The sequence below is a fragment of the Corynebacterium sp. HMSC070E08 genome, from assembly GCF_001808895.1.
In the GTDB taxonomy this organism is placed as follows: Bacteria; Actinomycetota; Actinomycetes; order Mycobacteriales; family Mycobacteriaceae; genus Corynebacterium; species Corynebacterium hiratae.
Genome location: NZ_KV794791.1, coordinates 39,446 through 53,279, shown reverse-complemented (window position 1 = coordinate 53,279; position 13,834 = coordinate 39,446). Strand labels below are relative to the sequence as shown.

At 61.6% G+C, this 13,834-nt stretch carries 10 protein-coding genes and 1 pseudogene; 7 read left to right on the top strand and 4 right to left on the bottom strand.

Annotated features, from left to right (window positions below; genetic code table 11):
* Positions 1 to 201: 201 nt before the first annotated feature.
* Positions 202 to 1,323 (bottom strand): annotated as a pseudogene (locus HMPREF2526_RS10000) (TadA family conjugal transfer-associated ATPase); the annotation flags it as partial.
* The gene (gene ssd / locus HMPREF2526_RS09995) at positions 1,320 to 2,336 is read right to left on the bottom strand and encodes a septum site-determining protein Ssd (RefSeq protein ID WP_070547201.1); all 1,017 of its coding nucleotides are present in this window, start codon (positions 2,334 to 2,336) and stop codon (positions 1,320 to 1,322) included. The gene ssd and the pseudogene HMPREF2526_RS10000, both read right to left, overlap by 4 nt.
* Positions 2,337 to 3,794: 1,458 nt before the next feature.
* Between ssd and HMPREF2526_RS09990 the strand changes: the two genes are divergently transcribed.
* Positions 3,795 to 4,610 carry an HAD family hydrolase gene (locus tag HMPREF2526_RS09990; protein WP_070547191.1) on the top strand — a complete coding sequence of 272 codons (816 nt, stop codon included), beginning with the start codon at positions 3,795 to 3,797 and terminating at the stop codon, positions 4,608 to 4,610.
* Here the strand turns inward: HMPREF2526_RS09990 and HMPREF2526_RS09985 are convergent.
* A complete protein-coding gene (locus tag HMPREF2526_RS09985; protein ID WP_070547190.1) occupies positions 4,607 to 5,296 on the bottom strand; it encodes an oxidoreductase in 690 nt (229 codons plus the stop codon). The genes HMPREF2526_RS09990 and HMPREF2526_RS09985 overlap by 4 nt on opposite strands.
* Positions 5,297 to 5,400: 104 nt before the next feature.
* On the opposite strand from HMPREF2526_RS09985, the gene HMPREF2526_RS09980 reads away from it, so the two are divergent.
* The 6 genes from HMPREF2526_RS09980 (at position 5,401) to HMPREF2526_RS09955 (ending at position 12,536) form a co-directional block, all read left to right on the top strand.
* Positions 5,401 to 5,895 (top strand): phage holin family protein, encoded by a 495-nt coding sequence (locus HMPREF2526_RS09980; protein WP_046647879.1) that lies wholly within the window; start codon positions 5,401 to 5,403, stop codon positions 5,893 to 5,895.
* Positions 5,896 to 5,996: 101 nt separating this feature from the next.
* The gene (locus HMPREF2526_RS09975) at positions 5,997 to 6,899 is read left to right on the top strand and encodes an alpha/beta fold hydrolase (protein WP_070547189.1); all 903 of its coding nucleotides are present in this window, start codon (positions 5,997 to 5,999) and stop codon (positions 6,897 to 6,899) included.
* 221 nt (positions 6,900 to 7,120) lie between these two features.
* The gene (locus HMPREF2526_RS09970; RefSeq protein ID WP_070547188.1) at positions 7,121 to 8,722 is read left to right on the top strand and encodes a peptide ABC transporter substrate-binding protein; all 1,602 of its coding nucleotides are present in this window, start codon (positions 7,121 to 7,123) and stop codon (positions 8,720 to 8,722) included.
* A gap of 211 nt (positions 8,723 to 8,933) precedes the next feature.
* Positions 8,934 to 9,860 (top strand): ABC transporter permease, encoded by a 927-nt coding sequence (locus HMPREF2526_RS09965; protein ID WP_010189948.1) that lies wholly within the window; start codon positions 8,934 to 8,936, stop codon positions 9,858 to 9,860.
* On the top strand, positions 9,853 to 10,812 hold the full coding sequence (locus tag HMPREF2526_RS09960; RefSeq protein WP_046647882.1) for an ABC transporter permease: 960 nt from the start codon (positions 9,853 to 9,855) through the stop codon (positions 10,810 to 10,812). Before HMPREF2526_RS09965 ends, HMPREF2526_RS09960 begins: the two co-directional genes overlap by 8 nt.
* On the top strand, positions 10,812 to 12,536 hold the full coding sequence (locus tag HMPREF2526_RS09955; RefSeq protein WP_070547187.1) for a dipeptide ABC transporter ATP-binding protein: 1,725 nt from the start codon (positions 10,812 to 10,814) through the stop codon (positions 12,534 to 12,536). The genes HMPREF2526_RS09960 and HMPREF2526_RS09955 overlap by 1 nt, the downstream gene beginning before the upstream one ends.
* Positions 12,537 to 12,759: 223 nt before the next feature.
* Here HMPREF2526_RS09955 and HMPREF2526_RS09950 read toward each other — a convergent pair.
* The coding region (locus tag HMPREF2526_RS09950) for an HNH endonuclease signature motif containing protein (RefSeq protein WP_070547186.1) at positions 12,760 to 13,834 on the bottom strand (1,075 nt) is incomplete at its 5' end.

The following is a 13,834-nucleotide window of genomic DNA, read 5'->3' as shown; positions in this document are numbered from 1 at the left end:
CAAACCACAGCGCACAAGCCACAATGCAGCCCACCGCCACCACAACAGTGGGCCTGCCGAAGAAGACACAGCACCCGACCCCGAGAAACACCGCCGCAGGCGCCAGCGAACGCGACTTCGGCGATTCCAACCGCGCCACCGAAGCAGGCTGCGAGAGCAAACACGCTGCCGCGAGGAATAACCACACCATGGTTCCACCCCCAGCCGCGAACACAGCTGCGCAAACCCGGGAAGCGGACCATCTTCGGCCGTCCACACCAGCTGAGGTATAACCGGGTTTCCCTCCAACACGCCGAGGTGCGCGAGACGCCGCCCCTGTGGCGTGCGTTCCATCCCGAGGACCACGTGCACAGCGGCCGCCAACTGCGAGTGCAGCGCCACGCGGTCGAGTCCTCCCAGCGCGGCGAGGGCCTCCATGCGGGCGGGCACTTCGTCAACAGAGTTAGCGTGCACGGTGCCCGCGCCACCATCGTGTCCTGTGTTGAGTGCAGCCAACAACTCCACCACTTCCGCGCCGCGGATCTCACCGACCACGATGCGGTCTGGGCGCATGCGCAGCGCTTGGCGCAGCAGGAGCGACATGGAAATCTCGCCGCGTCCTTCTGCATTGGCCCGGCGCGATACCAAGGTCACCACGTGCGGGTGATTCGGGGAAAGCTCCGGGGTGTCCTCGATGATGAGCAAGCGCTCGGTGGCGGGCACGCACCCCAGCAAGGCGGCGAGCAACGTCGTTTTGCCTGAGCCTGTCCCACCAGTGACCAGGAAGGACGCCCGCCGCTCAACGACGGCGCGCAGGACGTGCTCCAGGCTGGAATCAATGCTGCCATTAGCTATCAGTTCCTCCAGGCTGGTTTGCGCTTGGCGCAGCACGCGGAGGCTGATACAGGTTCCGCTTGCCGAAGGAGGAGCAAGCAACGCGTGGAGGCGAATTCTCGTGCCATCGGGGCGGGTCAGGCGCCCATCGGCAAAAGGTTGCGCATCATCCAACCGCACGCCCGCCACCGCAGCCAGCCGGGTGGCCAGCTGGCGCACCTCGGCGTCGTCGGCGAAGCCAATATCGCGTGGCTGCAGGCCCTGCCCGCAATCAACGAAACAGGAATCGGGGCCGTTGACAACAACATCGGTCAACCCCGGCAGTGACAGGACCGGCTCCAGTAGCCCCAAGCCCACGGAATCGTGGCGCAGGCGCTGCAAAAGGTCGAGCACATCGACATCACTGATGACACCGGCTTCCTGGCGAATGCGCCGCGCCAAAGCAGGAGCGTCGTGGGCCAGCTGCGGCTCGGCGGCCACGATAGTGCGCATCGTATCGATCAGGTTCATGCCACGACCTCCCACATCTGGCGCGCGGCACGCGTAAGGGCTCGGGGCAGCTGGCGCGGCAGCCCACTGGTTTCCACCGTGCGGGTCAGACCACGGATCGTCGGCAACTCAGCGATGGGGTCTGCATGAGTCACCGTGGCGATGTCGCTGGTGTCCAGACCCGCCCACTGGCGGTTGCGCACGACGACGGAGCATTCCTGCGGCCGGGCGCGAAGTTCTGCTACCAGCTGCGCGCAGGCGGCGGCCGCACGTACCTCAGCGGCGGTCAGCACCACCACGTGATCCGCCGCATCGGGGATATCCCACGGCGGGCAGTCCACCACCACGGTCCCCGGGTATAAACACGCAGCTTGCATGATGGCCGCGCGCCGGGTCGCGGTCATCTCAACCACCTCCGCGTTGGCAGACCTCGCCGCTGAGAGAACCGCGATGCCATCCGGAGTGGTGGGCAAAGCACGGACAAGGTCTGCTGCATCAACCGAACCGGTCCCCGCAGCGAGATCCGGCCACCGCGCCCCAGGCTTGTTCTCAATGCCGGTGAGCAAGTCGAGGCCGCCGGAATAAGGGCTCGCATCAACCAGGAGGTCCGCGCCTGCCTCGCGGGCCAGCGCCACCGCCACCGTCGAGGCACCCAGGCCCCCAGCGGACCCGGTCACCGCCAGGGTTAAACCAGTGGACACGGTGGTCTCAGGGGTAGCGTCCGCGGCTAATGCGCCCAGGAGTTCTTTTGATTGGGCTGGAACGATGAAGGCGGCAGTCGCGCGGCAGCAGAGTGCGGCCTCATAATCGATCGGCCCCGGATCCAAGGCCAGGAAATACACACGCGGATGCCCCGCCACGAGCCGGGCCGTCAGTGCATCGGCCAAGACGGCATCCGCCTTGGGCAAGTGCCGGGAGAAGTCCCGCGGGTCCTCCACGGTGCTTATTTCCGCAGTACTGGCGGCGGCTGCGGATGCTGCCTCGGCTCGCAGCGTGGAATCCCCAACAGCGATAACTAGGTGAAACGTGCTCATGCCTGAAGCATGCGCGAGCACCCCAACCGCGCGCTAGGACTTCCTCACCACCTGTGAATAACTTCGCCATTATGGCGTCTTTTGCCCCTGTTTTGCTGACGTTTAAACAAAATTACCGGGGCTCAAGTACCGAAAATTCACAGGGAACCCGTGTTTCCACGACCACTAGAACCCGCCCTTAAGGATCAAAAGCAAATACCCCCGAGCCACGCTCGAGGGTATCGCAATAAGTGCGGTAGATAATGGCTTGGTTAGCCATCAAACTCGGGTGGTGAGTCTGAGACTCGGCCCGAGGGGCGCTTGCTTTTAGCCTGCGGCTATGGCGTTCAGCGCCTCACTTAAGAGTATCGTTGGCGCTTCAATTCTGTCAATGACCTCTCATGGCTTGTCTCAATCTTCAAAAGTGATGTACGGCAGTCACTGAAGTGACTCTCACCTAATGCAGCCGCAATACCTTTCGAAAGCCTGGCCTTTGGCGAACGATCTTCCAAGAAGGCCTCCAAACCCACGTCTTCGATCTTCTTTCGCGCATGGAAAACCGAACTAGCTAGCAAATCCGCCACCTGCAGAGCCGGACACGTCCGAGAATCCAGGCTAACCGCCGTTGCAAACCGCTTATTTCCAAATCTCTGATTGAGAGAATTCACCAGCGCATCTCCATAGGAAACCCCGACAGGAACATCAATGTGATCAAGCAGCACCACCCCAACCTCACGCCGAGTAACCAACCCCCCGTAACAGCCGATCTGTCGCGAACAAATGCCCCTGCCACTGTTCTCGGCTACTCCATGGATCAAAATGTCTCTTGTCCAGAACAAAAGCACCAAACGAGCAGCCCGCGTTTACCGCTGTTTGAAAAATCTCCAGCAAAACAGGTCCAGAGTGTTTAGTGACTTTCGAAAACTTAATCTCGTCAGCCTTTGTGAAGTTGTGCTGCTCACGACATGCCTTAATCTCTCTCGAAAGGAAATCAGGATCCCCCGTTCGAACAGCCGCAACAACAAAATACTTCCCTAAAGTTCCTTTACTCCCCTGCTTCATCAACAAAGTAGACGGTGCTTTCTGTAGCAAGTGGCAAACTCACTTGAGGGGGAACGGAACCTCCTCGGCGAGAGGAAGAATTTGAACGATAGCCTGTCACGACTGAGATTATATCGCCACGCCAGGACATTAAATACGAACAGTTTGATGGCGGAAAAATTAAAAAGGTGATGGCCCGCGCCTCGGGGGGTGTGCGCGGGCCATCGGTAACCCGGCATCGGGGGGGTGCGCCGGGGCAGGCCGCACTGTATATCGGGGCCTTGCACATCACATTATGACATGCGAGGGAACAGATGACAACAGCGAGCGACAACATTCCTTGAGATCCCTAACACCGTGCCGACGCACTCCCGGTTCTGCCTGCTAAGAGGCTACGATGAGCAGGGTAACTCGCACAATGACGGCAGGCCTTCCTCGATGACCGGTACCCCTTTTCCCACTGACGGCGCCACCCGCGCGGCCGCGTTCTTCGACTTGGACAAAACGATCATTGCCACATCCTCGGCCTATGCCTTCGGCCGCGAATTCATGCACAACGGGCTCATCACGCATGCGGAAGCACTACAGCTGTCTTTAGCCAAGGCCAGCTATATGCTCGCCGGCCACAGCAGCGAGCACATGGACACCACCCGCGATCAGCTCGCCGCCATGGCCGCCGGCTGGTCAGTCCAGGAGGTCCACGACATCGCGGTAGAGACCATGCACACAGTGGTCACCCCCGCCATTTACGCGGAGGCACGCGCGCTTATCGACGCCCACCGCACCGCCGGCCACGAGGTGGTGATCATCTCGGCGTCGGCAAGCGTGCTGGTCGAGCCCATCGCGCAGGAACTGGGCATCGAGCACGTCGTGGCCACCGAGCTCGCCGAGAAAGACGGCCGGTTCACCGGGGAGATCCTGTTTTATTGCAAAGGTGCCGCAAAAGCTGAGGCACTGGCGCGCATTGCTCAGGAGCTCAACGTCGACCCCGACGCATCCTTTGCCTACTCCGATTCCGCCACGGACATCCCGATGCTGGAGCAGGTTGGCCACCCCGTTGCCGTGAACCCGGACCGCCTGTTGAAGAAGCACGCCATCGCCCAGGACTGGGAAATCCGCACGTTCAAACACCCCGTTCCGCTCTTTACCGCACCCAGCGCACGCGAATTCGGTATCGGCTCGGCGGTCGTGGCCGGCATCGCTGCCCTCGTGGTCGGCGGAATTTTATTTGCACGCCAGCAGCTGCGCGATTAAGCCGCTTGCGCGATGCCGTCGGCTTCGCGGGCGCCGGCCTCCCAGGCGTCGAGAAGCAGCGTGATGAGCGCCCCCGGATCCTTGCCATAAGCGTCCAGTGCCGCACGGTAGTCCGCGCGATGGCGGTTGAGGTAGGTCTCAGGCACGGCAAATCCCCGCGGATCGAAGCCCGTATGGATAGCGGCGGTGCGCGCGGCGACGAGCGCCACGGCGGTGCTGCGCGCGCCGAACAGCGAGCGCGCAGCAATCTCCGCCTGCAGCACCACCGGCAACAAACGGTCGAAGTCCACGCCGGCCCCGCGCGTGATGAGCTGCGCCAACGCCTGCGCCACCGCCGGCTCCTGATCGGGATGGCCCTCGCCGCCCGCGGCAACATCAATCCGGGCTAGGACCTGCAGCGGAGCCCGCGCGAAAGTACGCACCGTGGCCGCCTGTTTTTCCGGAGCGAGCAAAGAATAAGCACTAACCGCGGGCGGGATACCGTCAGCCTCAAGCGGCGCGCCGTCAATCGCCGCGGCCGCCCGCGCGCCGCGCAACAGCGACTCGGAAGAAATAACGTCAAACTTGCGCAAGCCCGCGGGGCGGCGATGCACGCGCGCAATCGCTGCGGCGGCGGAACCGGCTTTATCCTCCACCCCAGATAGGGCCATCAGCGGGGTCAGCGGGTCAGAATGCGGCATACCCATTACAATAACGCCGTACCCACTTTGCGGGCCGCACCACATGAACTCTGGAAAGTTCATTACTATGGCCGATATAGATTGCGACAAAACAGTAGGAGTTTTTAACCGTGAGCAACGACGGACTATTCACTGACGGGTCCAACAAGTTCGCCCCGAAGGTAGACAGCATTCCCTTGAGCGATGCGGATACCTCCCGCCGTGGCGAAGCATCCATCGGCCAGCTCGTGTCCAACGCCACCGAGCAGATGTCCCAGCTGGTTCGCTCTGAGGTTGAACTAGCCAAGACCGAGCTCGCTGCTTCTGCCAAGAAGGGCGGCATCGGCGCGGGCATGTTCGGTGTGGCCGGCACCGTGGCGCTGTATAGCTCCTTCTTCTTTTTCTTCTTCCTGGCGGAGCTGCTGGCCGTATGGCTTGACCGTTGGGCTGCCTTCCTGATTGTCTTCCTCATTATGGTCGTCTTGGCCGCCGTCGTGGCCTTCATCGGTTTCAAGCAGGTCAAGCAGGTCAAGGCCCCGGAGAAGACCATCCAGTCCACGAAGGAACTCAAGAAGCTGGTTCCGGGTAAGGCTGAGAAGTCCATCGAGCGTGGTCTCTACACCTAACCCCTCAGGGTCCTTTCTCTCTCTTTACAGCCCCGCCCCGAGCACATGCGTTCGGGGCGGATTTCGTCTATCTACCCTCCCCCTTCGAAAGGCCCGCCCCTATGAATCCCCTACCGCCCTCCGTAGTGGAGCTTGACGGCCCCTTTGAGCACGAGTTCCTGCACACGCGCGGCATCCGCCTGCACGCCGTCACCGCCGGCAACCCGGATGACCCGCTGGTGCTTTTACTCCATGGTTCTTTCGGCGGGTGGTTCGACTTCCGGAATGTCATTGCCCCGCTTGCCGACGCCGGCTTCCACGTCGCCGCCCTCGACATGCGCGGCTTTGGCATGTCTGACAAACCTCCGCTCGAACCCGGCCAGGATATCCGCGTGGCGGTGGGCGATGTCAGTGGTGCCATCCGCGCATTAGGCCACGATGATGCCTACCTGGTTGGCGCGGATACCGGTGGTGCGGTGGCCTGGGCGCTGGCTACCGAGCGGCCCGAGCGGGTGCGCGGGCTGGTTTCTGTTTCGGCAGCACACCCAACTGATTTGCGCCGCGCCATCGCCGTACGCCCCTGGGATTTCGGGTGGGTTCTCCTACGCGCGGCGTTGTGCCGCCTAGGAAAGATCGGCGCCCCCAGCCTCCTACTGCGGGAAGATACCTATCACCGGGAGATGGATCTCGACGCCCTCGGATCCTTCAGCGGCGCCGAGCGCGCGGAGGCCCTGCGCTTGCGTGTGGCCTCCTCACGTATTGGAAACGTCCGCCGCGGAATCATCTGGAACCACCGACTGCGCACCGCCGTGGTTCCGCTGAGTTGGCTCGAACTCAGCGTGCAGTGTCCGACGCTGTTCATTCATGCCGATCAGATGTTGTGGCGGCCGGTAGCCCGGCGCGCGGCGCGACGCTGCCGTGGGGGCTTTACCGCCACCACCATCCCCGGCGCCAAGAACCTCCCCTACCTTGAGAACCCTCACGGTTTTACTCAGACCATCATTCAGTGGCTGCGAGATAGGTAACATTCACTCCCCTCCGTGTCCCACCCCTCTCAGGGGGATGGGACTTTTTTCATCCTCCACCAAAACCGCAGGTCAGGAACAAATACCTACCGATCTATAGCTTTCATTGCAGGACATATTTTTCGATTCCTTGTATATGAGGCGCGCCACGCGGTAGCTTCATATAAAACCAACATCACAGGTTTTCTACATCTTTCGCACCACGGAGGTCTAAGACCCACATGACGCTCAAGAAGACACTTGCTGCTCTCTCTGTCGCTACCCTGCCGCTCACCCTCGCGGCCTGTGGTGGCGATAACTCCGGTTCGGACTCTGCTTCCGGCTCCGCATCCGGTGACGGAATCGTCACCGTCAACGGCTCCGAGCCGCAGAACCCGCTCATCCCGGCCAACACCAACGAAACCGGTGGCGGACGCATCGTCGATTCCATCTACGCCGGCTTGGTCTACTACGACGGCGACGGCGAAGCCCAGAACGAGCTGGCTGAATCCATCGAGCCGAACGATGACAACACCGAGTTCACCGTCAAGCTCAAGGAGTCTAAGTTCTCCGACGGCTCCCCGGTCACCGCGAAGAACTTCGTGGACGCCTGGAACTACGCCGTGGCCAATGACCAGCTCAACGCTTCCTTCTTTGCCAACATCAAGGGCTTCGAGGAAGGCGTGAAGGAGATGGAAGGCCTCAAGGTCGTCGACGACCTCACCTTCACCATCGCACTGAACAGCCCGGAGCAGGACTTCCCGGCACAGTTGGGCTACTCCGCGTTCTACCCGCTGCACGAGTCGTCCCTGGAAGACATGGATGCCTTCGGCCAGAACCCGATTGGCAACGGCCCGTACAAGCTGACCGAGTGGAACCACAACCAGGACGCCACCGTCGTTCCGAATGAGGAGTACAAGGGTGGCCAGACCCCGCAGAATGACGGCATCAAGTTCGTCTTCTACGCCTCCCAGGACGCCGCTTACGCCGATCTGCTCTCGGGCAACCTCGACGTTCTCGACGCCGTTCCGGACTCCGCTTTCGATGTCTACGACGCCGACCTCGGCGACCGTGCAGTGAACCAGCCGACTGCTATCTTCCAGTCCTTCACCTTGGGCGAGAACCTCGAGCACTACTCCGGCGAGGAAGGCGTGCTGCGTCGCCAAGCCATCTCCTATGCCATCAACCGCGAGGAGATCACGGACACCATCTTCAAGGGCACCCGCACCCCGGCCAAGGACTTCACCTCCCCGGTTATGCCGGGCTACTCCGAGGACATCAAGGGCAACGAGGTCCTGAAGTATGACCCGGAGAAGGCCAAGGAGCTGTGGGCTGAGGCTGACAAGCTCAACAAGTGGGATAACCCGACCCTGGAGATTGCCTACAACTCCGACGGCGGCCACAAGAGCTGGGTGGATGCAACCACCAACTCCATCAAGAACACCCTCGGCATCGAGGCAGTTGGCGCTCCGTACCCGGACTTCAAGTCCCTGCGCGATGAGGTGACCAACCGCACCATCAAGTCCGCCTTCCGCACCGGCTGGCAGGCAGACTACCCAAGCCAGGCTAACTTCCTCTCCCCGCTGTACAGGACCAACGGTTCCTCCAACGACGGTGACTACACCAACCCGGAGTTCGACAAGCTTCTCGACGAAGCCCTGACCTCCTCCTCCGAGGAAGAGGCCATCAAGAAGTACACCGAGGCCCAGGAAGTCCTGTTCAAGGATCTCCCGGCTATCCCGCTGTGGTACTCCAACGCCACCGGTGGCTACTCCGAGAACGTCGACAACGTCGTCTTCTCCTGGAAGTCCCAGCCGGTGTACTACAACATCACCAAGAAGTAACGCCAGCCTCTAGCTACTTCGCACGACCCCCGCAACCTCTGTGGAGCGGGGGTCGCCCCACGTTTTCACCCCCGAAGTGTGATTAGAAACGCGCTATAGATTTCTCGAAGCGTGGGATCACACATTAAAATTCTTCTAAGCTTTGACCTGCGTCCCGAAATCCGGAGAACGCTGGCAAGCACCTGCCCCACAACGAGTAAAGGACCACACTATGCTGCGCTATATCGGGCGCCGAGTGCTCCAGATGATTCCGGTGTTCTTCGGAGCTACCTTGCTCATCTACGCGCTCGTCTTCTTGATGCCCGGCGATCCTGTCGAAGCCCTTGGCGGTGACCGCGGCCTTACCGAGGCTGCCCGCGCCCGCATTGAGGCGGAATACAACCTCGACAAGCCGTTCATCATTCAGTATCTGCTCTATATCAAGGGCATCTTCATGCTGGACTTCGGCACGACCTTCTCCGGTGTCCCCGTAACCCAGGTGATGGCCAACGCCTTCCCCGTCACGGTGAAACTGACCGTCATGGCGATCATTTTTGAATCCGTCTTCGGCATCCTCTTCGGCGTCTTCGCCGGTATGCGCCGCGGCGGCTTCTTCGATTCCACCGTGTTGGTCATCTCCCTGCTCGTCATCGCCGTGCCCTCCTTCGTTATCGGCTTCGTCTTCCAGTACCTCGTAGGCATTAAGTGGGGCGTCCTGCCGGTTACCGTCGGCGCTAACGCCACGGTGAAGTCCCTTCTCATGCCGGCCATGGTGCTCGGCGCGCTCTCCCTGGCCTACGTCATCCGCCTGACCCGCCAGTCCGTGGCTGAGAACCTGCGCGCCGACTACGTGCGCACCGCCCGCGCCAAGGGCCTGTCCAACGGCGCGGTGACCCGCCGTCACGTGCTGCGCAACTCGCTGATTCCTGTGGCCACCTTCATCGGCGCCGATATCGGCGCACTCATGACCGGCGCCATCGTGACCGAGGGCATCTTCGGCATCAACGGCGTCGGCGGCACCATGTACCAGGCCATTCTGCGCGGTGAGCCGACCACCATCGTCTCCTTCACCACGGTGTTGGTGATCATCTACATCATCGCCAACCTGCTCGTTGACCTCCTGTACGCCGTACTTGATCCGAGGATTCGCTATGCCTAATTTCGAGAAAACCACTCCCTATCCGGGCCAAGAGCACTTCGTCTCGGAAACCGATGAAACGGGTCTCGGCGCGGTCGACGCCGTCAAGGACGAGTCCGCTCCCTCCTCTCAGTGGGGCGAGGCATGGCGCTACCTGCGCCGCCGCCCACTGTTCTGGGTCGCTGCCGTGATGATTCTCGTGGCAGTCCTCCTGGCTATCGCACCGGGTCTGTTTACTAGCACCGACCCGCGCCTGTGCGAACTATCCAGGTCCCTCGCACCCGCCGAGCCGGGCCACCCCTTCGGTTTCAACCGCCAGGGTTGTGACATCTATGCCCGCGTGATCTACGGTGCGCGTGCGTCGGTCGCCGTCGGCATCCTCACCACGCTGCTCGTCGTGGTACTTGGTTCAATGATCGGCGCTATCGCCGGCTTCTTCGGCGGCTGGATCGACTCCGTCCTGTCCCGCATCACCGACATCTTCTTCGCCATCCCGCTAGTGCTCGCCGCCATCGTGGTCATGCAGATGTTCAAGGAGCACCGCACCATCGTCACGGTGGTCTTGGTGCTCGGCCTCTTCGGCTGGGTCTCCATCGCCCGCATCACCCGCGGCGCGGTGGTCTCCATCAAGAACGAGGAATTCGTACAATCCGCACGCTCCATCGGCGCGTCGAGCTGGCGCATCCTGTTCAGCCACATCCTGCCGAACGCAGCCGCGCCCATCATCTCCTACGCCACCGTGGCGCTGGGCACCTACATCGTCGCCGAGGCCACCCTGTCCTTCCTGGGCATCGGCTTGCCGCCGACGTTCGTGTCCTGGGGCGGAGACATCTCCGACGCGCAGGCCTCCCTGCGTGTTGCCCCGGCAGTCCTGTTCTACCCGGCGGGTGCCTTGGGCCTGACCGTGTTGAGCTTCATCATGATGGGTGACGTCGTCCGCGATGCACTCGATCCGAAGGCGAGGAAGCGTTAATGACTAACCCACTTCTTGAAATGAAGGACGTTCGCATCTCCTTCACCACGTCGACCGGCGTGGTTGAGGCAGTGCGTGGCGTCAACATGTCCATCTACCCGGGCCAGTCCGTGGCCATCGTGGGCGAGTCCGGTTCCGGTAAGTCCACCACGGCGATGTCCATCCTGGGCCTGCTGCCGGGCACCGGCAAGGTCACCGGCGGCCAGATCCTCTTCGAAGGCGAGGACATCACTCACTACAACAACAAGCAATTCGAATCGCTACGCGGCGACAAGATCGGCTTGGTCCCGCAGGATCCGATGTCCAACCTCAACCCGGTGTGGCGCATCGGCACCCAGGTCGAGGAGTCTCTCAAGGCCAACCACGTGGTGGAGGGCTCCAAGCACCACGAACGCGTGGTGGAGCTTCTGGAGGAAGCCGGGCTTCCCGACGCCGAACGGCGCGCCAAGCAGTACCCCCACGAGTTCTCTGGTGGTATGCGCCAGCGCGCGCTCATCGCAATCGGCCTGGCCGCCCGCCCGAAGCTACTCATCGCCGATGAGCCCACCTCCGCGCTGGATGTAACTGTTCAGAAGACCATCCTGGACCACCTGGAGCATCTCACCGAGGAGCTGGGCAACGCCGTTCTCTTCATTACCCACGACCTTGGTCTGGCGGCCGAGCGCGCCGAACACCTCATCGTGATGCACCGCGGCCGCATCGTTGAGTCGGGCCCGTCGCGCGAGATCCTGCGTTCCCCGCAGCACCCTTACACCCGCCGCCTTGTCAAGGCCGCCCCTTCCCTCGCCTCCTCCCGCATCCGCGCGGCCAAGGAAGCTGGCGTGGAGGCCAAGGAGCTCAAGTCGGGCGAGGCTATCGGCGCCGACGTTGAACCTGGCGCCATCACTGCAGATTCCACTGGCAGTTCATCTGCCGAAGAGCAAGCCCCAGTGATTTCGGTTCGCAACCTCACCAAGGAATTCGACATCCGCGGCCAGCGCGGCGGCAAGAAGCTCCTCAAGGCTGTCGACGATGTCTCCTTCGACATCCGCCGCGGCACCACCCTGGCGCTGGTGGGCGAGTCCGGATCCGGCAAGTCCACGGTGGCCAACATGGTGTTGGGCCTTTTGGAGCCGACCTCCGGGACCATCGAATTCGAAGGCCGCGATACCTCGAAGCTATCGAAGCAGGAACTCTTCAAGCTCCGCCGCAAGATGCAGGTGGTCTTCCAGAACCCCTATGGCTCACTGGATCCGATGTACTCCATTTACAAGTGCATCGAGGAACCCATGGCGCTGCACAAGGTGGGCTCGCGCAAGGAACGTGAGGCCCGCGTGGCCGAGCTTCTCGACATGGTCTCCATGCCTCGCTCCGCCATGCGCCGCTACCCCAACGAGCTTTCCGGCGGCCAGCGCCAGCGTATCGCCATTGCCCGCGCGCTGGCTCTTCGCCCGGAGGTCATCGTCCTCGATGAGGCCGTCTCCGCCCTCGACGTGCTGGTGCAGAACCAGATCATCCAGCTCCTCGCGGAGCTGCAGTCGGAGCTCAGCCTGTCCTACCTCTTCATTACCCACGACCTCGCAGTGGTCCGCCAGACTGCCGACGACGTGGTAGTGATGAAGAAGGGCCAGGCCGTCGAACAGGGCACCGCCGACGATATCTTCGAAAACGCCCAGCAGGAGTACACCCGCAACCTCATCAACTCGGTTCCGGGTATGCACCTCGATATCGGCACGGATATCTAGCTCAAGCGCGCCGACTACCCGTCAACCTTGCTGTGGTTGGCGGGTTTCGTCTTTAAGGGCTTAAGGATCCTGCCGTGGCTGCCCCTGTTGTATCCGGCGGTGACTGAAGCGCAACCTGGGATCGCCGATATCCCCGTCAGTGTGGCTTTGTCTGACGGGTGCTTCTATCGGGAGCGCCTTTGTCGCAGGTTACCGGCGCTTTTTGTGTTTGGTGGCTGGGGTGTTAGCTGCTGTCGGGTGGTGGGTCCGGTGGCGGGTCTGGTGGTTGTCCTGCTTGTTCGGCGGCGAGTCTGGCGACTGCTTCTTGGTATTCGGGCATCGCGGTGATTGGTGTTCCCCAGGGTGGGATGAAGCTGACCCCGGTGTTGAGGCGGTACATGTAGCCACGCCCGGTAGGCCTTAAAGGGTCATCGTCGTTAATGCCGTTGTGGTAGGCGCACAAAAACGTCAGGTTCTTGATGTTGGTGTAGCCACCAGCCTGCCAGGGCACCAAATGATGGATTTGGCAGTAATCAGCTGGTTTATTACACCCAGGCCTAGAACACGTGTGGAATTCAGCGTGCAGGGTGAGGCGTTGGTTGAAGTTTGCCCCGCGCTCTAAGCGCCAGGTGTTAATGGGTCCTTCAATAGGGTGCACGATGGTGGCGTAGCCTATTTCGGCGAACTTGTGGGTGAGGAATTCTGCCCCGGTCATGCGCCCACCGTTGGTGAGGTTGAGCTCGATCTCGTCCCCGTCACCGTTAATGATCTGGTCCAACTCATTCAGGGTGACGATGACTTGGGTGCGCACCGCCGGTTTGGAACCAGTGCCCTCTTTGAAGAAGACGTCGTTGGCGGCTTGAAGCAGGTCGGTGTTGTTGGTGGATTCGAGTACTGCGCGCATGTTGGCAATCGTGGTGGCATCATCGGTAATCGAGAGCGTGTTGGGGCCTTGCTCTCGGTAGGTGATGCGCACGCCTGGTTTGGCGGTTCTTTTACGTGTGAGTTCTTTAAGCCGTGCTGTGGCAACGGCTCGGATGCGGTGTGCGGGTGTGGCGGTAAGTCTGACTCTCAGGTTCCAGGCGTCGAGGGTTTTCTTGACTTTTGAAACGTAGGTTTCAATCAGTGTGAGGGTGCTCAGGCTGTGGCGTTGTTGAAGCGCTGCGTGGCGGGCTTTGCGTTGTTTTCCGCTAAAGCGGGTGGGGCCGAAGTACACCTGGTGCAGGCCTGCGAGTTCGGTGGCGTCGGCTGGGTCGGCGCCGAGCGCGCGGAGCTCGTCGGGTGTGCCAGGTATATGCTCCACCAGCGCAATCCCCGAG